Raw genomic sequence first — 18,865 nt, 5'->3', positions numbered from 1 at the left:
TTCGACGAGTACTGCTTCGAGCGACGAAGTCGCTTCCTCTTCCACCACTCGAGCAACCGGCACCGCCGGGAGTTCTGAGCGGCTTCGTGGCGAGCACCGCCGTGTACCGGCGTGCTCGAGGAGCGGCCCGCGGAGCCGCTCAGGTTCCCCCACCCGCTGGGCAAGCCGAGTGGTGCCTGTCCGAGGCCGTTACGATGCTTGTATACCGATGATATGCAAGCAAGGGGTCAAAGTGCCGTCCGGACGTGAACTCGCTTACGCCCACCTCAAGGACACCGTCCTGAGCGACCCCAGCATGCAGGGTCAGTTCGTCAACGAACAGGCCCTGGCCGACGAGATCGGCGTGTCGCGCACGCCCATCCGCGAGGCCTTGCTGCTGCTCGCCGCCGAGGAGCTGGTCCAGCTGGTGCCCAAGCGCGGTGCCTACATCGCCCCGATCGGCGGCCGGGAGATCGGCGAGCTGTTCGAGATCCGCACGATGATCGAGTGCTACGCCGCCCGCCGCGCCGTCGAGCTCGGGGCGGTGCCGCTGGCCGAGATGCGCGCGCAGCTCGACGAGCAGCGCGGGCTCGGCGAGGACCAGGCCCGCGAGTTCATCGACCACGACCACCGGTTCCACTCGGCGCTGGTGGCGGCCGTCGGCAACGAGATGCTGTCCAAGACCTACGACGGGCTGCGCGCCCGGCAGATCCGCGCCGGTGTCGAGGCGCTGTTCCGATCCGACGGGCGGCGCAAGTCCGTGCTGGCCGAGCACGAGACGATCTGCTCGGCGCTCGCCGCGGGCGACCCGGAGGCCGCGACCGCGGCGATCACCGAACACCTCAGCGCGACCCGGCGGGTGTTGCAGTCCGGCTGAGCCACAGGCCGATCAGCGTCACCACGCAGGTCGCCGCCAGGTAGCAGGCGGGGGCGACCCAGGTGTCGAAGTAGGCGTACAGCGAGGTGAACAGCAGCGGGGCCAGCGCTCCGCCGATGATCCCGGCGAGCGTGTAGGCCAGCGAGGCGCCGGTGGCGCGCAGCGCCGGGCTGAACTGCTCGGCGATGAACGCGGCCTGCGGCCCGTACATCAGGGCGTGCCAGATCAGCCCGACGATCACGCCGACGATGAGCAGGCCTGCGGATCCGCCTCCGACCAGCGGGAAGAACACGAACGGCCACACCAGGCCGCCGATGGCGCCGATCGCGTAGACCCGGCGGCGGCCGAAGCGGTCCGACAGCGCCCCGGCCAGCGGCATCAGGAACAGCTGGAGCGAGGAGCCGAGCATGACGCCGGTGACCGCCCAGCTCTTGGGCATGCCCAGCTGCTGGGTGGCGTAGGTGAGCACGAAGACGGTGAACAGCGCGTAGAGCACGTCCGGGCCGACGCGGGAGAGGATCCCGGCGATCAGCGCGCGCGGTTCCTGCGTGAGGACCTCGCGCACCGGGGCGCCCGCCTGCTCGCCCTTCTGCTGGATCTCCTGGAAGACCGGGGTCTCCTCCAGCTTCACGCGGATCCACAAGCCGAAGATCACCAGCACGGCCGAGAGCAGGAACGCGACCCGCCAGCCCCAGGACATGAACTGCTCCGAGGTCAGCCCGGCGGCCAGTCCCGCGAGAACGCCGTTGGCCAGGAGGTTTCCGGCGGGCGGCCCGATCTGGGCGGCGGAGGCCCAGAACCCGCGGTGCTTCTCGCTGCCGTACTCGCTGGACAGCAGCACCGCGCCGCCCCACTCGCCGCCGATGCCCACGCCTTGGGCGAATCGCAGCACCACCAGCAGCACGGCGCCGAGCGCGCCGACCTGGTCGTGGGTGGGCAGCAGTCCGATGAGGACGGTGGAGATGCCGGTGATCAGCAGCGTGATCACCAGGACCTGCTTGCGGCCGAGCACGTCGCCGAGGCGGCCGAAGACGAATCCGCCCAGCGGGCGCGAGACGTAGCCGACGGCGTAGGTGGAGAACGCCAGCAGCGTGCCCGACAGCGGGTCGTGGCTGGGGAAGAACAGCTGGCCGAACACCAGCGCGGAGGCGACCGAGTAGGCGGCGAAGTCGTACCACTCCAGGGAGGTGCCGCTCAGGCTCGCCACGAATGCCTTGATCAGGTCCTTGCGCGCCGGTCTTGCGGCGGTCGCGGACGCGTTCGTCATGGGCTCCCTCGATTTCCAGGTGGGCCGGCACAGTGTGATACGAACTGTATACAAGAGGTATGCCAAACGGGAGGGTGTTGTGTTTCCACTTCATTTCGATGTCGGTGGCCGGACGGTCGAGGTCTCGGTGACGACGCTGCTCAACGCCGGGTACGCCGGTCGCAGCCAGGAGGACGTGGCCGCCCACGTCGCGGAACTGGCCGAGCTCGGCGTCCCCGCCCCGACCCGCACGCCCTGCCTCTACCCGGTCGCGCCCTACCTGGCGATGCAGACCGACGTGGTCCCGGTGCAGCACGGCCGGACGTCCGGGGAGGCCGAGTGGGCGTTGGTGATCACCGACGACGACGTGCTGCTCACCGCGGCCTGCGACCACACCGACCGCGAGCTGGAGGTCCACGGCGTGGCCTGGAGCAAGCAGGCCGGGCCGGACGTCCTCGGACGCAAGGCGTGGCGGCTTGCCGACGTCGAGGACCACCTCGACGAGATCGCCCTCACGGCCTGGGCCGGCGGCCAGAAGATCCAGGACGGCACCCTCGCCGACCTGCTCACCCCGCACTACTGGCTGGACGAGCTCCGCGCCCGAGGCCTCGCCGAACCCGGCACGGTCCTGATCTCGGGCACCATCCCCATGACCCCCGACGTCGACCAGTTCGCCACCACCTGGCGCGTGGACCTCACCGACCCCCGCACCAACGACACGATCACCTGCACCTACGCGGTGGAGGTCATGCCGGAACCGGTCGCCTGACGACCACCGGCCTCGGTCGCCTTCGGAGCGTTCCCGGCTCGGGGGACGGATTACTCCCGTATTCCGTTCCCCGATCACGGGAGGGATCCGGGTTCCGAGTACCGCCGTAATCCGGTTCCCCACCTGCGGTCGGACGCGAGGGAGGGGGTGGCGAGGAAGATCTCAGATTATTGAGAAAGAGTTGCAATAACCCTTATGGTGCGTGAGTGCTGAAACGTCGGAGTTTGGTCGTGGGGTTGTCGCTCGTCGTCGGGGTCGTGGCCGCCGGGTGCGCTGCGCCTTCGCAGCCCGGGGAGTCCGGCGCGATGTTGCTCGCCGACGGGTACGAGCCGGAGAGCGTGAACCCGCTGCTCGGGTACGGAGCCGAGGGAGCGGCGAAGTTCTACGACGGACTACTCGCCTTCGACGGGCGCGCGCAGCTGCGGCCCGCCCTCGCGGTGGAGCAGCCGCAGGCCAACGCCGACGCCACCACCTGGACCGTGAAGCTCCGCGACGGCGTGAAGTTCCACGACGGAACGCCGTTCGACGCCGAGGACGTCGCCGCCACCTACCGCGCGGCCATCGACCCCGCCTACGCCTCCACGATCTCCTCCGACTACGACATGCTCGCCGGGGTCCAGGCCGTCGACCCGCACACCGTCCGCTTCGACCTGAAGTTCCCCTACTCCGCCTGGCCCTCCAAGATGGTCCTGGGCATCGTCCCGAACGAGGCGTTGAAAACCCCTGCCTCCCAGGAGAACTCGCCGCTCAACACCCGCCCCGTCGGCACCGGCCCGTACCGGCTCGTCGAATGGCGCCAAGGCGACCAGATGACCTGGGCCGCCAACCCCGACTACTGGGGCGGCGCACCGGCCGTGCACGACATCACCGTCGTGTTCGCCAAGGACGACAACACCCGCGCGCAGCGGTTAGCCGCAGGCGAGTTCGACGGCACCGTGCTGCCCCCGGTGCTCGCCGAGGGCGCCGCGCGCGACGGGTTCCGCGTCGTGCACCACGGGACCGCCGACTACCGCAGCATCGCGCTGCCCAACACCCATCCCGTCGCCGGCGACCGCGCCGTGCGCACCGCGCTGAACCTCGCCGTGGACCGCGACGGCATGATCAAGGCGCTGCTCGGCGGGCACGGAAAACCCGCCTACGCCCCGATCCCGCCGTCGATGGGCGCTCACCACGAGCCCGCGGCGACCTTCGCCCACGACCCGCAGCAGGCGGGCCGGATCCTCGACGACGCGGGCTGGCGAGTCGGCGCCGACGGCATCCGCGAGCGCAACGGCACCCGCGCGAAGTTCACCGTGATGTACTTCGCCGACGACAGCCTCCGCCGGGACCTGGCAACGGGTTTCGCCTCCGACGCCCGCAAGGTCGGCATCGAGGTCGAGCTCGCCGGGGTGGACCGCTCCGCGGTCGCCGGGCGGCTGGCCACCGACGGCATCGTGCTCGGCGGCGGCAACCCGATGGACCCGGACCCGCAGGTCTACTCCAGCCTGAGCTCCTCGGCGATCGGCACCGGCACCTACAACAACCCCGGCCAGTACCGCAACGCCGAGGTGGACGCCGCCCTCGACGCGGCCCGCCGCGAGCTGGACCCGGCCAAGCGCGCCGAGCTCTACCGGCAGGCCCAGCGCGCCTACGTCGCCGACCCCGGCCTGGTCTACCTGGCGTTCATCGACCACAGCTACGTGCTGCGCGACGGCGGTTTCACCGGCTACCAGGCGCCCGTCGAGCCGCACACCCACGGCACCACCTGGGGCCCGTGGTGGAACGTCGAGACCTGGAAGCCCAGCGCATGACCCGGGCGATCTCGCGCCTGGTGCTGCGGCGCCTGGCGTTCGCCGTCCCGGTGCTGGTGATCGTCGCGCTCGGCGTGTTCCTGCTGGCCTCGGCCTCGCCGTTCGACCCGATCGACCAGTACTTCGGGGTGCGGCTGTTCACCGCTTCGGCCGCCGACGTGGCCCGGGTGCGCGCCGAGCTCGGCCTCGACCGGCCCGTGCTGGAGCAGTTCGGGCAGTGGTTCGGCGGCGTGCTGAGCGGTGACCTCGGGATCTCCCGATCGCTGCGCCAGCCCGTCGCCCAGGTCGTCGCCGAACGGCTGCCGTGGACCGCGCTGCTCGCGGCCACCGGACTCGCCCTGGCGGTGCTGTTCGCGCTGGTCGGAGGCACGATCGCCGCGTGGCGGCAGGGCGGCGTCGTGGACCGGCTGATCACCGCCGTCGGGCACGCGCTGGAGGGCGTCCCGCCGTTCGTGCTGGCGCTGCTGTCCATCGCCGTGTTCTCGCTCGGCCTGGGCTGGCTGCCGGTGGCGGGCCTGACCGACGCCGGGGAGGACGTGTCCTTCGCGCAGGTCGCCGAACACCTCGCGCTGCCCGCGCTCGTGCTCGGCGTGTCCCAGACCCCGTGGCTGGTGCTGCACGTCCGGCAGTCGATGCTGGGCTCGCTGACCGAAGACCACGTCACCGGCGCTCGCGCGCGCGGCCTGGCCGAGCGGGTCGTGGTGCTGCGCCACGCCCTGCCCACCGCGCTGCTGCCGTTCGTCACGCTCATCGGCGCCCGCATCCCGGAGCTGGTCACCGGAACCGTGCTGGTCGAGGAGGTCTTCTCCTGGCCGGGCCTGGCGGGTGCGGTGGTCACCGCCGCCACGGCCGTGGACTACCCGCTGCTGGCGATGGTGACCCTGGTGGCCACGGCGGCGGTGCTGCTGGGCTCGCTGCTGGCCGACGTCGCCGCGATCCTGCTCGACCCGAGGGTGGCCGCGGATGGCTGAGCTGACCTGGAAGCCGGCCGGTCGCGCGGGGATCTCCCGCGCGCGCCCGCAGACCCGCCTGCGCGCGTCGCTGGCCGTCCTGGTGCTGCTGGTGCTCGGCGCGGTGTTCGTGCCGATGCTGCTGGGCGGTCAGGCCGTGAGCTACGAGCAGATCCGCCTCGCACCCGGTCTCGCGCACCCCTTCGGCACCGATTCCAACGGCCGCGACCTGTTCGTGCAGTCGATGGCAGGACTGCGGGTGTCGTTGCTGGTCGCCGCGTTCAGCGCGCTGGTGTCCACAGTGCTCGGTTCGCTGGTGGGCGTGGTGGCCGGAGGGATCGGCGGCTGGGCCGACCGCCTGCTGATGCGGCTGGTCGACACCGTCAACTCGGTGCCGCACCTGCTGCTCGGCGTGGTCATCGTCGCGCTGTACCGGGGGAGCCTGGTCGCGGTGATCTGCTCGATCGCGCTGACGCACTGGACGACGGTCGCGCGCGTCGTGCGCTCCGAGGTCCTGTCGCTGCGGCAGCGCCCGCACGTCGAGGCCGCCATCGCCGGTGGTTCGTCGCGGACGCGCGTCCTGCGCAGGCACCTGCTGCCGGCCATCGTGCCGCAGGCCGCGCTGTCGGCGGTGCTGCTGGTGCCGCACGCCGTGTGGCACGAGACCGCGCTGAGCTTCCTCGGGCTGGGGCTGCCGCCGCACCTGGCCAGCATCGGCAACATCCTCGGCGACGGCCGCGACGCCGTGCTGCTCGGAGCCTGGTGGATCGTGCTGTTCCCGTCGGGCCTGCTGGTGGCCACCACCTTGGCGGTGTCCGGGCTGGCCGCGACCTGGCGGGACCGGATCGTGCCGCGACGACGATCGGAGCTGTCGCTGTGACCGACATCAAAGCGCCCGAGACGACCGATCTGCTGACGCTGCACCAGCTCTCGGTCCGGTTCCGGTTGCCGCGCGGTGTGCTGGTGCGCGCCGTCAGCGACGCCGCGCTGCGGCTGCGTCCCGGACGCGTGCTGGCGCTGGTCGGCGAATCCGGTTGCGGCAAGTCGGTTCTGGCCTCCGCGCTGCTGGGTCTGCTGCCCGGCAACGCCGAAACCCGCGGCCACGCGCTGCTCGACGACGGAACGGACCTGCTCTCGGCGCCGGAAACGGTGCTGGCAGGGCGGGTTCGCGGTCGTCGCATCGGACTCGTGCCGCAGTCGGCGAGCACCCACCTGACCCCGGTGCGCACGGCCCGCGCGCAGCTCGTCGAGACCATCGACGCCCTGCGCGGACCCAGCGGCGCCGACGAACTCGCCCGTCGCGTCGGGCTCGACCCGGCCGATCTGGACCGCTACCCGCACGAGCTGTCCGGTGGCATGGCGCAACGCGTCGCGCTCGCGCTGGCGCTGGCGGGGGACCCGCGGATCATCCTCGCCGACGAACCGACCACCGGCCTGGACCGGCCGCTGGTGCACCGCACCGTCGACCTGCTCGCCGACGCCGCGACCGACTCCCGCGCGGTCCTGCTGATCACCCACGACCTCGCCGCCGCCCGCAGGGTGGCCACCGACGTGGCGGTGATGTACGCCAGCCGCATCGTCGAAGCCGGGCCCGCCGACGAGGTGCTGGGCGATCCCTGGCACCCGTACACCGCCGGCCTGCTGGCGGCCCTGCCGGAGGGCGGGTTCGAACCGATCCCCGGCCACCCGCCGTCGCTGACCGAACTCGACCGCATCGAAGGGGAGTGGGGCTGCGTGTACTGCCAACGCCGTCCGGACCAGCCCGGATTCGCGCCCTGCACGGGAGATCCGGAACTCCTCGCCCGGGGCGAGCGGTGGATCGCCGCTCACGCGCCGTGCTGAGCGCCACCGACGTCGTCGTCGGCTACCGGCGTGGCGAACCGGTCCTCGACGGCGCGAGCATCGACGTTTCCGCAGGTGAGGTGCTCGGTCTCGCCGGGCCCAGCGGTTCGGGCAAGTCGACGCTGGGACGTGTTCTGGCGCTGCTGCACCGCCCTTGGTCCGGACGAGTGTCCCTCGATGGCGGCGACATCACCGGGTTTCGGCACCGCACACCCGGGGAAACGCGAAAGGCGATCGGAATCGTCTTCCAGCACCCGAGACCCGCCGTCGACCCGCGCTTCACGCTCCGCGACATCATCGCCGAACCGCTGCTCGCCCGCGGCGAAGCCGGTGACATCGCCGAACTGGCCGACGAAGTCGGGCTCACCGCCGAGCTGCTCACCCGCCGGCCGCACGAGGTCAGCGACGGCCAGCTGCAACGCGCCTGCCTGGCCCGCGCGCTCGCCCCGCAACCCCGCTACCTGGTGTGCGACGAGATGACGGCCATGCTCGACGCCTCCACCACGGCCGCGCTCGTGCGCGTCGTCGACCGCCGAACGCGGGAGAACGGCACCGGAGTCCTGGCCATCAGCCACGACGAGGCCCTGCTCGACCGCTGGGCCCACCGCGTGGTTCAAGTTTCCGAGTTGATATGAGATTGTGGCGCAGTGCGGTACTCGGGGAGCCGCTTCGAAGACGTACGAACGACTCTCAGGAGCTGAAGTGAGCGAGCAAGAAGGCACCACGTTCGTCCAGTGGCGGGAGCGCGCGCAGAACGAGGTCGCCGACGACCGCCCCCAGACGCGCATGCTCATGATCGTGGCCGCAGCAGTAGTGGTAGCAGGCATCGTCATCGGCTCGATCGTGCTGATGCTTTCCTGATTTCTTCGAACTTCTCAGTGGTCTTGTTGCTGGGCGGTGCGGGTAGCGGAACCTCAGACGTCCTCCGGCTCCGGGATCCGAGACTGATGTATGTGTCCAACACACGGCGCTACGGCTGTCCTCCCCAGAGAACGTCTGAGAACCCGCGGCGGTGCCGGTTGCTTGGGTGGGGTACTGAGAAAGCGACTTCGTCGCTTGCCTGACGTGGTCTGGCGTCTTGCCTGACTTGCCTGGTTTTTGGGCGCTTCTCAGTCGGTGTGGCGCCAGTACTGCTTGCGGTGGCCGTCTCTGAGGACGATTCCTCGCTCCGCCAGTTGGGTTCGCAGCAGCGCGGCCTCCTTGTGGTCGCGCCTGCGCAACGCTCGGTCGCGCTCGGTCATCAGCGCGTTCACCCGCAGCGAGAGCTCGCTCGTGTCCTCGGTCCAGAGCACGTACCGGCCCGCGTAGGGGTCGGAATCCCGCCAGGCGTAACCGTGCTCGCGGAACGCGTCGCGCAGCGCCAGCCGGTCCAGCCCCGACTTGCGGCGGGCCAGCTCGGCGCCCGTGCCGTCCAGCAGCACCAGGTGCCCGCGCTCGGTGAACACCGCGTCCACCTCGGCGCCGGCGATCTCGTGCGCGTTGCGGCCGGTCGCCAGCACCACATGCTCAGGCCCGACCGTCACCGTCAGCCGCTCCTGCGCGAACAACCCCGCGAACCCCAGGCCGATGATCGAGCCCAGCGCGATCGCCACCAGCATCCCCCACGGATCCGTCCCGGAGGCGGCCAGCTCGAACACGCCCTGGAACGGCGCCCACGGCAGGCCCGCCACCCACGCGGCGACCATCCGCAGCAGGAACCCCGCCACCGCGCCGAGCAGCGGGCAGTAGATCCACGAGCCCCGGCGCACCAGCGCGGGCGGATGAATCGTCGTCGCGGTGCTCATGGCCTCATTATCGCGGGAGAAAGGGCCCGGGGTGCGCACACCCCGGGCCCTCCCGATCCCCCTCCTGGACGGGTCAAGCACCCGCCTCGCGCAGCAGGATGTCCACTGCGGCGTCGTTGCGGGCCGTCTCCCGCTCGATCACGTCGCCCGGCGGGTAGAAGCCGTCGAGACCACCGCTGCTCGACGGGTACATCTCGAAGGTGAACGCCAGGATCTTGTGCTGGCCCCACATCCAGTCGAGGCTGTCGCCGTCGGTGATGTAGAGGTCGCTGGACTGCTGCGGCGTGTAGCCGTTGGTCTGCGCCATCTCGGTGCCGACCTTGGCGAACCGGTCGTACTCCTGCTGGGTCATGCCCTCGGTGACGTCGTCCGAGGTGTGGCCGAAGGGCCACAGGACCAGCTCGGAATAGGTGTGGAAGTCCACCGCGGCCTTGATCTGCTGGGTGCCGCCCACCACGCGCGAGTCGATGAAGTCGCGCATCGCCGCCGTCTCCGGCGCGGACCACGCCGCGGTGCCCCGGTAGGTCTCGTCGGCCGGGTCATCGCTGGAACCACCGCAGCAGCCCCACTTGTGGCCCCAGTTGCGGTTGGTGTCGGTGCCCTGGTCCTGGCGGTTCTTGCGCCAGCCCTGGTACTCGCCCGACTCCACGTCGAACGACGAACCGTCCGGGTTGACCGACGGGATGATCCAGATCTCGCGGTTGTCGACGGAGTCCTTCACGGCCGGGTCCGCGTAGTTGTCGGTGAACCGCTGGGCGACGTGCAGGCACATCTCCGTGGTCAGGTGCTCACGGGCGTGCTGGTTGCAGTCGAAGAGGACCTCCGGCTCGTCCTCGTCGGTCGCCACGTTGTCGCTGACCTTGAGCACCGGGATGTCGCGGCCCTCGAACGACTTGCCCGCGCTGACCTTCGCCGCGATGTCCGGGTGGTCGGCCACGGTCTTGTCGAGCTCGGCGACCATCTCGTCGTAGGTGTGGTACGCCTCGTCACCGGGCGGGAAGTCGCCCGGGGCCGTGGGCTGCACGCCGTTGCGGCGCTGCAGCGCGTCGGCGACCTTCGTCTGCTCGGTGAGCTGGAAGCCGCGAGCGCGCAACTGCTCGGCCTCCGCCGCCGTCGCCTCCACGCTGGCGACCCGGTCCTTGGTGACGCCCAGGACCTCCGCGCCGCTGCGGTTGATCTCCGTGCGGGATGCGCTGTCGGTGTTGGGGACCGTGTAGATCGCACGGTCCTGTGCGGACGCACCGGTCGGTTCTGCGGCCAGGCCCGCCTGAACCGGTGCCAGCAGGACCAGACCGGCGGCCGCGGCCACCAGTGCTGCCTTGCGCCGGGAACTGAACATCGGATCTCCGATCGATCACTGGAGGTGACGTTCGAAGAGTCCAAGAGGTTTCTGATGATGGCAACTCTCTGGCGAACTATGGCCTCAGTTGAACAATTTTCCCCGTTTTTTGTTCGAGTGATCGAACTACTCAGTGTCTTCTTGCATTGCGGTGCGGGTGGCGGAACCTGAGCGGCTCTCTGGCTCCGGGATCCGAGACTGATGTATGCCAGCCAACACACGGCGCTTCGGCTGTCCTCCCCAGAGAGCCGCTCAGAACCCGCGGCGGTGCCGGTTGCTCTGGTGGGGTAGTGAGAAGAAAGCACCTTCGGTGCTTGCCTGACGTGGGTCGGGTTCGGCTTGGGTCGTGCCTCGCCTCTCCTGGTCCTGGTCGTTGTTCTGTGACCCTGGGCTGGGTTCGCGGACGGGTGGGGTGGGCTGCGATTACCCTGGTAGGTGTAGTCCCGAGGTGTTGGAAGGATGCTCATGCTCACCCGTACCGACCTGCGCGGTCGTGTTCCCTCCACCGCTACGCTGCGCGCCACGCTGCCGCGCGCCGAGATGGACGTCGAGCACGTGCTGCATCGGGTCCGTCCGGTGATCGAGGACATCCGCGACCGCGGCGTCGAGGCCGTGCTCGACTACACCGACAAGTTCGACGGAGTTCGCCCCGAACGGGTGAGGGTGCCCGCGGCGGAGCTCAGCCGCGCGCTCGACGAGCTCGACCCGGCCGTGCGCTCCGCGTTGGAGGAGTCCATCGCCCGCGCACGCCGCGTGCACGCCGACCAGCAGCGCACCGACAGCACGACCCGGGTCGTGCCCGGCGGAACCGTCACCGAGCGCTGGGTGCCGGTCGAGCGCGTCGGCCTCTACGCGCCCGGCGGTCTCGCCGTCTACCCGTCGAGCGTGGTCATGAACGTCGTCCCGGCCCAGACCGCCGGCGTTGAATCGCTGGTGGTGTGCAGTCCGCCGCAGGCCGAGTTCGGGGGCCTGCCGCACCCGACGATCCTGGCCGCCGCGCAGCTGCTGGGCGTCGAGGAGGTGTGGGCGGTCGGCGGTGCGCAGGCCGTCGCCCTGCTGGCCTACGGCGGTCGCGACACCGACGACGGCGAGCTGCTGCCCGCCGACATGGTCACCGGCCCCGGCAACGTCTACGTCACCGCCGCCAAGCGCCACCTGCGCAGCCTCATCGGCATCGACTCGGAGGCCGGTCCCACCGAGATCGCGGTGCTGGCCGACGGCACGGCCGACGCGGTGCACGTGGCCGCAGACCTGATCAGCCAGGCCGAGCACGACACGCTGGCCGCCAGCGTGCTGGTCACGACCTCGCCCGAGGTGGCCGACGCCGTCGACGCCGAGCTGGAGCGCCAGGTCGGCCGGACCAAGCACGTCGAGCGCATCCGCACGGCCCTGACCGGGCAGCAGTCCGGCTGCATCCTGGTCTCGGACATCGACGACGGCGTGCGGGTGGTCAACGCCTACGCCGCCGAGCACCTGGAGATCCAGACCGCCGACGCCGACGCGGTCGCAGCGCGGGTGCGCAACGCCGGCGCGATCTTCGTCGGCCCGTACGCGCCGGTCTCGCTCGGCGACTACTGCGCCGGCTCCAACCACGTGCTGCCCACCGGTGGCTGCGCCCGGCACTCCTCGGGCCTGAGCGTGCAGAGCTTCCTGCGCGGCATCCACGTCATCTCCTACACCGAGCAGGCGCTCCGCGACGTCGCGGACCAGGTCGTCGCGCTCGCCGACGCCGAGGACCTGCCCGCCCACGGCCAAGCCGTGACCGCCCGCTTCTAGAGACGATGCAGACCTCGGCCGCCGCAACGGTGCAGGTGAGAACCTCCGTTGGCCGAGGTGGCGACATGACGACGAAGGACACCCATGAGTGACGTGCTCGGCGCCGACACGACGCTGGCCGACTTGCCGCTGCGGGACGACCTGCGCGGTCGCAGCCCCTACGGCGCGCCGCAGCTGGACGTCTCGGTCCGGCTGAACACCAACGAGAACCCCTACCCGCCGCCGCCGGAACTGGTCGCCGACGTGACCGCAGCGGTCCAGGAAGCGGCCGCTGACCTGCACCGGTACCCGGACCGCGACGCCAGGCAGCTGCGCAGTGACCTCGCCGCCTACCTGTCCACCGCGACCGGCGTCGGGCTCGCGATGGACAACGTGTGGGCCGCCAACGGCTCGAACGAGGTCCTGCAGCAGATCCTGCAGGCGTTCGGAGGTCCCGGGCGCAGCGCGCTGGGCTTCGAGCCCTCGTACTCGATGCACCCGATCCTGTCGGCGGGCACCCGCACCGACTGGCTGCCCGCGCCGCGCCGCGCGGACTTCAGCCTCGACGGTGCCGAAGCGGCCCGCCTGGTCGCCGAGAAGCAGCCCGACGTGGTGTTCGTGACCAGCCCGAACAACCCCACCGGCGCGTCGATCTCGCCGGAAGACCTGGTGGCCGTCCTCGATGCCGCGCCCGGCGTGGTCGTGGTCGACGAGGCCTACGCCGAGTTCTCCGCGCAGCCCAGCGCGGTCGAGCTGATCGAGCGCTACCCGGCGAAGGTCATCGTCAGCCGCACCATGAGCAAGGCCTTCGCCTTCGCGGGCGGGCGGCTGGGCTACCTGGCTGCGGCCCCGGCGATGATCGAGGCGTTGCTGCTGGTCAGGCTGCCGTACCACCTCTCGGCGGTCACCCAGGCCGCCGCCCGCGCCGCGCTGCGGCACGCCGACGCCACGCTGGGCTCGGTGCGGGCGCTGATCGACGAGCGCGAGCGGGTCGTGGCCGCGCTGCGCGAGCTCGGGTTCACCCCGGCGCCCAGCGACGCCAACTTCGTGCTGTTCGGGCGCTTCACCGACGCGCACCGCGCCTGGGAGCGCTACCTGGACTCCGACGTGCTGATCCGCGACGTCGGCATCCCCGGCCACCTGCGGGTCACCATCGGCACGCCCGCCGAGAACGACGCGTTCCTGGCGGCGAGCAAGGCAGTCATGGAGGAGATCGAACGGTGAGTTTTCAGCCAGGCACGCGGGTCGGTCGCGTCGAGCGCACCACCAAGGAGTCGTCGGTGCTGGTCGAGCTCGACCTCGACGGCACCGGGCAGGTCGACATCGACACCACGGTCCCGTTCTACGACCACATGCTCACCGCGCTGGGCACGCACGCCGCGTTCGACCTCAAGGTCAAGTCCACCGGCGACATCCACATCGACGCCCACCACACTGTCGAGGACACCGCGATCGTGCTCGGTCAGGCGCTGCGCCAGGCGCTGGGCGACAAGAAGGGCATCCGCCGCTTCGGCGACGCCTGGATCCCGATGGACGAGACCCTCGCGCACGCCGCCGTGGACGTCTCCGGCCGCTCCTACTGCGTGATGACCGGTGAGCCGGAGGAGTACAACTCCTTCACCATCGGCGGGAACTACCCGTTCGTGCTCAACCGGCACGTGTTCGAGTCGCTGGCCTTCCACTCCCAGATCAACCTGCACACCAGGGTGATCCACGGCCGCGACCCGCACCACATCGCAGAGGCCGAGTACAAGGCCATCGCCCGCGCCCTGCGCGCAGCGGTGGAACCCGACCCCCGCTTCGCCGGAGTCGTCCCCTCCACCAAGGGCGCGCTGTAAGGACCCCGTCACTCCGGCGGGGCACGTTCTCGAGTTCCGCGCGAAATTCGAGCGCGCCGCAGCGTCACCGCTGGTCGTCGCGTCGTGGCGGAGGGTCATGTCGCTTCGCGGGGAGGCCTGGTTCATCTCGCGGACACCGGGAGGTCCCCTGGTCGTGTCCTGGCGGGGTGACGATCGGGCGTGTGCGCGATTCCTCCGAGACCCCCGTGACCGGGCCGCTCGCCGCCGCAGCGGTTCAACCGCAGGTCGGTGGGGTCGTGGTCGGTGAGACCGTCTCGTTGCGCCTGGGCTGCGTGGGTCCCGACTTCGCGCGCTTCGCGATCCGCACCGGCCACGGCGAGCCGCACCACGTGGACGTGCTCGGCGAGAAGTTCGTGCCGGTCCCGGTCGGCTCGCACTACCACTGCACGATCGACGGCCCCGAGGACCTCCGGATGGAGCTCAGCGGCTCGGTCGACGGTCGTGCCGCAGCGATCGACGTCCAGGCCCGCCACGCCGAGCGAGGGCTCAGGCTCGAACTGCGCAACAACGGCCCGCACGAGCTCCGGCTCGACCTGCGCGCCCTCGCCCACGCCGAGCACGAGGACCGCGTCCTGGTCGCGGCCGGGGGAGCCCTGCCCGTGTTCTGGCCCGCTCCGCAGGGCCGCTACGACCTCGAGGTCACCGCTGCCGAGGACGAGACCTTCCACCGCAGGATCGCCGGCAGGGCCGAGTAAGTCCCCGGGAAACGCGAAACCGCCCCTCGCGCTGGGCGAAGGGCGGTTCCGAGCGAGCGGGTCAGACCTTCTCGGGGGTCTTCTCCTCGGTCACGCCACCGTCGTCGACGAACGTCTGCTCGTTGAACGGCGAATCGCCTGCGAAGACCTGCTGCATCTGGGCGCGGTCGAGCTCCTTGGTCCACGAGCCGATGAGGACCGTGGCCACGGCGTTGCCCGCGAAGTTGGTCAGCGCGCGGGCCTCCGACATGAAGCGGTCGATTCCCACGATCAGGCCGACGCCGTCGAGCAGCTCCGGGCGGTGCGACTGCAGACCGCCCGCCAGGGTGGCCAGACCGGCACCGCTGACGCCCGCCGCGCCCTTCGACGCGACCATCATGAACAGCAGCAGACCGACCTGCTCGCCGATCGACAGCGGGTCGCCCAGGGCGCTGGCGATGAACAGCGACGACATCGTCAGGTAGATCATCGTGCCGTCGAGGTTGAACGAGTAGCCGGTGGGAACCGTGATGCCCACGACCGGCTTGCTCACGCCGAGGTGCTCCATCTTCGCGATCAGCCGCGGCAGCGCCGCCTCCGACGACGAGGTCGACACGATCAGCAGGAACTCGCGGCCCAGGTAGCGCAGCAGCGAGAAGATGTTGACCCGCGCGAACACCCACAGCACCGCGCCCAGCACGACGAAGATGAACACCGCGCACGTCGTGTAGAAGCCGAGCATGATCACCGCGAGGCCCTTGAGGGCGTCCACGCCGGTGGCGCCGACCACGGCCGCGATGGCGCCGAACGCGCCGATCGGGGCGGCCCACATGACCATCGCCAGGATCTTGAACACCAGGCGCTGGATGTGCTCGATGCCGCGGAGGATCGGCTGACCCTTCTCGCCCATGCCCTGCAGCGCGAAACCGGCCAGCAGCGCCACCAGCAGCGTCTGCAGCACTTCGCCCTCGGTCAGGGCGGACACCAGCGTCTGCGGGATGATCCCGAGCAGGAACTCGGTGGTGCTCTGCGCTTCCTCACCGGCCTGCTCGGCGCCCGAGCCGCGCAGCTCGTCGGTGATCTGCAGCCCCTCGCCCGGGTGCAGCACGTTGCCGACGACCAGGCCGATGACCAGCGCGACCACCGACATGATCAGGAAGTAGGCCAGCGCCAGACCGCCGACCCGGCCGACCTTGGCGGCCTTGCGGACGCTGCCGACGCCGAGCACGATCGTGCAGAAGATGATCGGCGAGATCATCATCTTGATCACGTTCACGAACCCGGCGCCCAACGGCTTGAGCGCCTTGCCGACATCGGGGGCCGCGAAGCCGACGACGATGCCCGCCAGCACGGCGATGATCACCGCGATGTAGAGGTAGTGCGTTCTGTCCCGACGTTTCGTCGGCGCAGCATCATTGCTAGCCACTGTTGAACTCCTTGCGGGGCCGGTGTCTCCGGGTCACATACGATGCACCGTGCGTGTCCCAGGTCACGGAAAGATCTGGACGGAGACTATGCGAGCTTTGTATCGACCCCGTCTCGCTTCTGTTCATTGTGTTCACATCGTCGACATGAGTAAGTGATGTCCAGATACCGGAACCGGTTCTCCCCGCGGTGGAGCCTGGCGCGTCAGCTGTTCGTGCTCCAGATCTTCGTCGTGGCCTTCGTCGTGCTCGCCGGAGCGGCCTTGGCCTGGTACGACGCCGGGCGCCGGACAGAGGACGCCGCGCGCGACAAGGTCGTGGCCGTGGCGCGCACGCTGGCCGCGCAGCCCGCCGTCGCCGACGCCCTGGTCGCGCCGGACCCGACCGCGACCCTGCAGCCGCTGGCCGAGCGGGTCAGGGCCGAAGCGGGGGTCGACTTCATCACGATCATGTCCCCGCAGGGCATCCGCCACACCCACCCGGACCCGTCGCGCATCGGCAAGCCGTTCCGCGGCAACATCGACCCGGAGCGGACGCTCGTCGAGACCTACACCGGCACGCTGGGCCCGTCCGTGCGCGCGGTCGTGCCGGTGCACCGGGGCACCCAGATGGTGGGACTGGTGGCCGACGGCATCACCGTGCGCGTGATCACCGCCGAGCTGAGCAGGCAGGTGACCGTGCTGGTGCTCGTCGCGGGTGGCGCGCTGCTGCTCGGCGGGGCGCTGACCTACCTGGTCAACGCGCGGATCCGGCGGCACACCCACGGCATGCGCCCGGCGGAGCTGTCGCGGATGTACGAGTACCACGACGCGATCCTGCACGCGGTGCGCGAAGGCCTGCTGCTGGTGGCGCCGGACGGTCGCGTGACGTTGTGCAACGATGGTGCCGCTGTGCTGCTCTCGCTGGATTCCGCCGAGATCGAAGGCGAGCAGGTGTCCGAGCTGGACCTGCCGCCGTCCCTTGTGGACACGCTCGGTCGCCGCGCGGTCCGCGACGAGGTGCACCTGACCGACGACCGCGTGCTGCTGGTCAACGTCTCCGCGGTGCGCAGCGGCGGACGCGACCTGGGCAGCGTCGTCACGTTGCGGGACCACACCGAGCTGCAGGCGCTCAGCGGCGAGCTCGACTCGATGCGCGGCTTCGCCGAATCGCTGCGCTCCCAGGCCCACGAGTCCGCGAACCGGCTGCACACCGTCGTCTCGCTGATCGAACTCGGCCGCACCGAGGAGGCCGTCGGGTTCGCCACCGCCGAGCTGGACCTCGCGCAGCGGCTCACCGACCAGGTCGTCGGCTCCGTCGGCGAGCCGGTGCTGGCCGCGCTGCTGCTGGGCAAGAGCGCGGAGGCGGGGGAGCGGGGTGTCGAGGTCGTGCTCAGCGAGGACACCGAGGTCGACGACGCCGCGCTGGAGCACCTCGACTCCCGGGACCTGGTGACCATCCTGGGGAACCTGATCGACAACGCCGTGGAGGCCGTGGCCGACCGGCCCGGCCCGCGCGTCGAGGTGACCATACGGTCCACATCGGACGGATCGCTGATCCGGGTCGCCGACAACGGGCCCGGTGTCCCCGCCGAGACCTCCGAGCTGTTCCGCCGCGGCTGGTCGACGAAGTCCGGCGACCGCGGCCTCGGGCTGGCGCTGGTCGGGCAGAGCGTGCGGCGGCACGGCGGCACCGTTGACGTCGGCGGCGACGACGGTGCGGTGTTCACCGTCCGGCTCCCGGGGGCGTCGCGGTGATCTCGGTTCTGGTGGTCGAGGACGACCCGGTGGCGGGCGAGGCGCACGAGGCGTACGTCAACCGCGTCGAGGGCTTCGCCGTGGCCGGGCGCGTCCGCACCGGTCAGGCCGCGCTGCGGTTCGTCGAGCACACCTCGGTCGACCTGGTGCTGCTGGACCTGCGGCTGCCGGACATGGACGGGCTCCAGGTGGCTCGCGCGCTGCGCACCGCCGGACTGCCGATCGACGTCATCGCGGTGACCTCGGCGCGGGACCTGAAGGTGGTGCGCGCGGCGGTGTCCAGCGGCGTCGTGCAGTACCTGCTCAAGCCGTTCACCTTCGCCGCCATGCGCGAGAAGCTGGAGCACTACGCCCGCTTCCGCGCCACCCTCGGCCAGGACCGCGAGGTCCATGGCCAGGCCGAGATCGACCGCGCCTTCTCCACGCTGCGGGGAGTGGATCGAGCGGCCCTGCCCAAGGGCATGGGCGAGGAAACCCTCGCCGCGGTCGTCACCGCCCTCCGCGCCATGCCCTCCGGCGGCTCGGCGGGCGCCGTGGGCGAAGCCGCCGGCGTCTCCCGCGTCACCGCCCGCCGCTACCTCGAGTACCTCGCCGGAACGGGCATGGTCGAACGCCTCCCCACCTACGGCACGGTCGGCCGCCCGGAGATGACCTACACCTGGATCGGCGAATCCTGACCCGTCCCACGGCTTCCGACCCCACCCGGCCACCTCCCGATACGGGATCTCAGTGGAGATCAGGATCCCGATTTCCACTGAAATCCTGGTGATCAGCGGTGGGGGCGTCGTTGGTGATCGGCTGATGGGGGTGTTGTTCTTCGGTTGGGGTGCGGGGTGCGGGG

Annotated in this window: 18 protein-coding genes; 14 read left to right on the top strand and 4 right to left on the bottom strand. The window is 70.7% G+C overall.

Annotation, left to right across the window (positions count from 1 at the left end; translation table 11 throughout):
• Nucleotides 1-232: 232 nt before the first annotated feature.
• A complete protein-coding gene (locus E1202_RS27370) occupies nucleotides 233-856 on the top strand; it encodes a GntR family transcriptional regulator (RefSeq protein WP_132686209.1) in 624 nt (207 codons plus the stop codon).
• On the opposite strand, the gene E1202_RS27365 is transcribed toward E1202_RS27370, so the two are convergent.
• Nucleotides 822-2,123 (bottom strand): MFS transporter, encoded by a 1,302-nt coding sequence (locus E1202_RS27365; RefSeq protein ID WP_132686208.1) that lies wholly within the window; start codon nucleotides 2,121-2,123, stop codon nucleotides 822-824. The genes E1202_RS27370 and E1202_RS27365 overlap by 35 nt on opposite strands.
• A gap of 79 nt (nucleotides 2,124-2,202) precedes the next feature.
• Between E1202_RS27365 and E1202_RS27360 the strand changes: the two genes are divergently transcribed.
• The 7 genes from E1202_RS27360 (at nucleotide 2,203) to E1202_RS31610 (ending at nucleotide 8,314) form a co-directional block, all read left to right on the top strand.
• The gene (locus E1202_RS27360) at nucleotides 2,203-2,871 is read left to right on the top strand and encodes a DUF2848 domain-containing protein (protein WP_235879055.1); all 669 of its coding nucleotides are present in this window, start codon (nucleotides 2,203-2,205) and stop codon (nucleotides 2,869-2,871) included.
• Between the two features lie 230 nt (nucleotides 2,872-3,101).
• The gene (locus E1202_RS27355) at nucleotides 3,102-4,661 is read left to right on the top strand and encodes an ABC transporter substrate-binding protein (protein ID WP_235879054.1); all 1,560 of its coding nucleotides are present in this window, start codon (nucleotides 3,102-3,104) and stop codon (nucleotides 4,659-4,661) included.
• Nucleotides 4,625-5,632, top strand: a complete 1,008-nt coding sequence (locus tag E1202_RS27350) for an ABC transporter permease (protein ID WP_235879053.1) — start codon at nucleotides 4,625-4,627, stop codon at nucleotides 5,630-5,632. The genes E1202_RS27355 and E1202_RS27350 overlap by 37 nt, the downstream gene beginning before the upstream one ends.
• A complete protein-coding gene (locus tag E1202_RS27345; RefSeq protein WP_132686205.1) occupies nucleotides 5,625-6,491 on the top strand; it encodes an ABC transporter permease in 867 nt (288 codons plus the stop codon). The genes E1202_RS27350 and E1202_RS27345 overlap by 8 nt, the downstream gene beginning before the upstream one ends.
• Nucleotides 6,488-7,453 carry an ABC transporter ATP-binding protein gene (locus E1202_RS27340; RefSeq protein WP_235879052.1) on the top strand — a complete coding sequence of 322 codons (966 nt, stop codon included), beginning with the start codon at nucleotides 6,488-6,490 and terminating at the stop codon, nucleotides 7,451-7,453. The genes E1202_RS27345 and E1202_RS27340 overlap by 4 nt, the downstream gene beginning before the upstream one ends.
• Nucleotides 7,426-8,088, top strand: coding sequence for an ABC transporter ATP-binding protein (locus E1202_RS27335; RefSeq protein ID WP_235879051.1), 663 nt, complete (start codon nucleotides 7,426-7,428; stop codon nucleotides 8,086-8,088). Before E1202_RS27340 ends, E1202_RS27335 begins: the two co-directional genes overlap by 28 nt.
• 67 nt (nucleotides 8,089-8,155) lie before the next feature.
• Nucleotides 8,156-8,314: a hypothetical protein gene (locus E1202_RS31610; protein ID WP_165944014.1), complete on the top strand. Its 159-nt coding sequence runs from the start codon at nucleotides 8,156-8,158 to the stop codon at nucleotides 8,312-8,314.
• Nucleotides 8,315-8,562: 248 nt separating this feature from the next.
• Here E1202_RS31610 and E1202_RS27330 read toward each other — a convergent pair whose 3' ends face one another.
• The gene (locus E1202_RS27330) at nucleotides 8,563-9,237 is read right to left on the bottom strand and encodes a YqeB family protein (RefSeq protein WP_132686204.1); all 675 of its coding nucleotides are present in this window, start codon (nucleotides 9,235-9,237) and stop codon (nucleotides 8,563-8,565) included.
• A gap of 73 nt (nucleotides 9,238-9,310) precedes the next feature.
• Nucleotides 9,311-10,576 carry a M14 family metallopeptidase gene (locus E1202_RS27325; RefSeq protein ID WP_132686202.1) on the bottom strand — a complete coding sequence of 422 codons (1,266 nt, stop codon included), beginning with the start codon at nucleotides 10,574-10,576 and terminating at the stop codon, nucleotides 9,311-9,313.
• 465 nt (nucleotides 10,577-11,041) lie between these two features.
• Here E1202_RS27325 and hisD point away from each other — a divergent pair, with 465 nt between their 5' ends.
• The 4 genes from hisD to E1202_RS27305 all read left to right on the top strand — a co-directional run bounded on the left by hisD (nucleotide 11,042) and on the right by E1202_RS27305 (nucleotide 14,885).
• Nucleotides 11,042-12,352, top strand: coding sequence for a histidinol dehydrogenase (hisD, locus tag E1202_RS27320; protein ID WP_132686200.1), 1,311 nt, complete (start codon nucleotides 11,042-11,044; stop codon nucleotides 12,350-12,352).
• A gap of 84 nt (nucleotides 12,353-12,436) precedes the next feature.
• Complete coding sequence (locus tag E1202_RS27315; protein WP_132686198.1) at nucleotides 12,437-13,555, top strand: histidinol-phosphate transaminase; 1,119 nt, start codon at nucleotides 12,437-12,439, stop codon at nucleotides 13,553-13,555.
• Nucleotides 13,552-14,169, top strand: coding sequence for an imidazoleglycerol-phosphate dehydratase HisB (gene hisB, locus E1202_RS27310; RefSeq protein WP_132686197.1), 618 nt, complete (start codon nucleotides 13,552-13,554; stop codon nucleotides 14,167-14,169). The genes E1202_RS27315 and hisB overlap by 4 nt, the downstream gene beginning before the upstream one ends.
• A gap of 167 nt (nucleotides 14,170-14,336) precedes the next feature.
• Nucleotides 14,337-14,885 carry a phospholipase domain-containing protein gene (locus E1202_RS27305; protein WP_132686195.1) on the top strand — a complete coding sequence of 183 codons (549 nt, stop codon included), beginning with the start codon at nucleotides 14,337-14,339 and terminating at the stop codon, nucleotides 14,883-14,885.
• Nucleotides 14,886-14,946: 61 nt separating this feature from the next.
• Here E1202_RS27305 and E1202_RS27300 read toward each other — a convergent pair whose 3' ends face one another.
• The gene (locus E1202_RS27300) at nucleotides 14,947-16,290 is read right to left on the bottom strand and encodes a cation:dicarboxylate symporter family transporter (RefSeq protein ID WP_132686193.1); all 1,344 of its coding nucleotides are present in this window, start codon (nucleotides 16,288-16,290) and stop codon (nucleotides 14,947-14,949) included.
• A gap of 156 nt (nucleotides 16,291-16,446) precedes the next feature.
• Here E1202_RS27300 and E1202_RS27295 point away from each other — a divergent pair, with 156 nt between their 5' ends.
• Together E1202_RS27295 and E1202_RS27290 are read left to right on the top strand one after the other, a co-directional pair.
• Nucleotides 16,447-18,024 (top strand): sensor histidine kinase, encoded by a 1,578-nt coding sequence (locus E1202_RS27295; protein ID WP_132686191.1) that lies wholly within the window; start codon nucleotides 16,447-16,449, stop codon nucleotides 18,022-18,024.
• Nucleotides 18,021-18,701, top strand: a complete 681-nt coding sequence (locus E1202_RS27290; RefSeq protein WP_132686189.1) for a response regulator — start codon at nucleotides 18,021-18,023, stop codon at nucleotides 18,699-18,701. The genes E1202_RS27295 and E1202_RS27290 overlap by 4 nt, the downstream gene beginning before the upstream one ends.
• The last annotated feature ends 164 nt before the right edge of the window (nucleotides 18,702-18,865 follow it).

This window comes from Saccharopolyspora karakumensis (assembly GCF_004349225.1).
In the GTDB taxonomy this organism is placed as follows: domain Bacteria; phylum Actinomycetota; class Actinomycetes; order Mycobacteriales; family Pseudonocardiaceae; genus Saccharopolyspora; species Saccharopolyspora endophytica.
This window is presented reverse-complemented; position numbering and strand designations above follow the sequence as displayed.

Bases quoted from the DNA above. Each gene is read 5' to 3' on its own strand.
- E1202_RS27330 (WP_132686204.1), bottom strand. From the start codon at position 9,237: ATGAGCACCGCGACGACGATTCATCCGCCCGCGCTGGTGCGCCGGGGC.
- E1202_RS27345 (WP_132686205.1), top strand. From the start codon at position 5,625: ATGGCTGAGCTGACCTGGAAGCCGGCCGGTCGCGCGGGGATCTCCCGC.
- E1202_RS27325 (WP_132686202.1), bottom strand. From the start codon at position 10,576: ATGTTCAGTTCCCGGCGCAAGGCAGCACTGGTGGCCGCGGCCGCCGGT.
- hisD (WP_132686200.1), top strand. From the start codon at position 11,042: ATGCTCACCCGTACCGACCTGCGCGGTCGTGTTCCCTCCACCGCTACG.
- E1202_RS27315 (WP_132686198.1), top strand. From the start codon at position 12,437: ATGAGTGACGTGCTCGGCGCCGACACGACGCTGGCCGACTTGCCGCTG.
- E1202_RS27365 (WP_132686208.1), bottom strand. From the start codon at position 2,123: ATGACGAACGCGTCCGCGACCGCCGCAAGACCGGCGCGCAAGGACCTG.
- E1202_RS27295 (WP_132686191.1), top strand. From the start codon at position 16,447: ATGTCCAGATACCGGAACCGGTTCTCCCCGCGGTGGAGCCTGGCGCGT.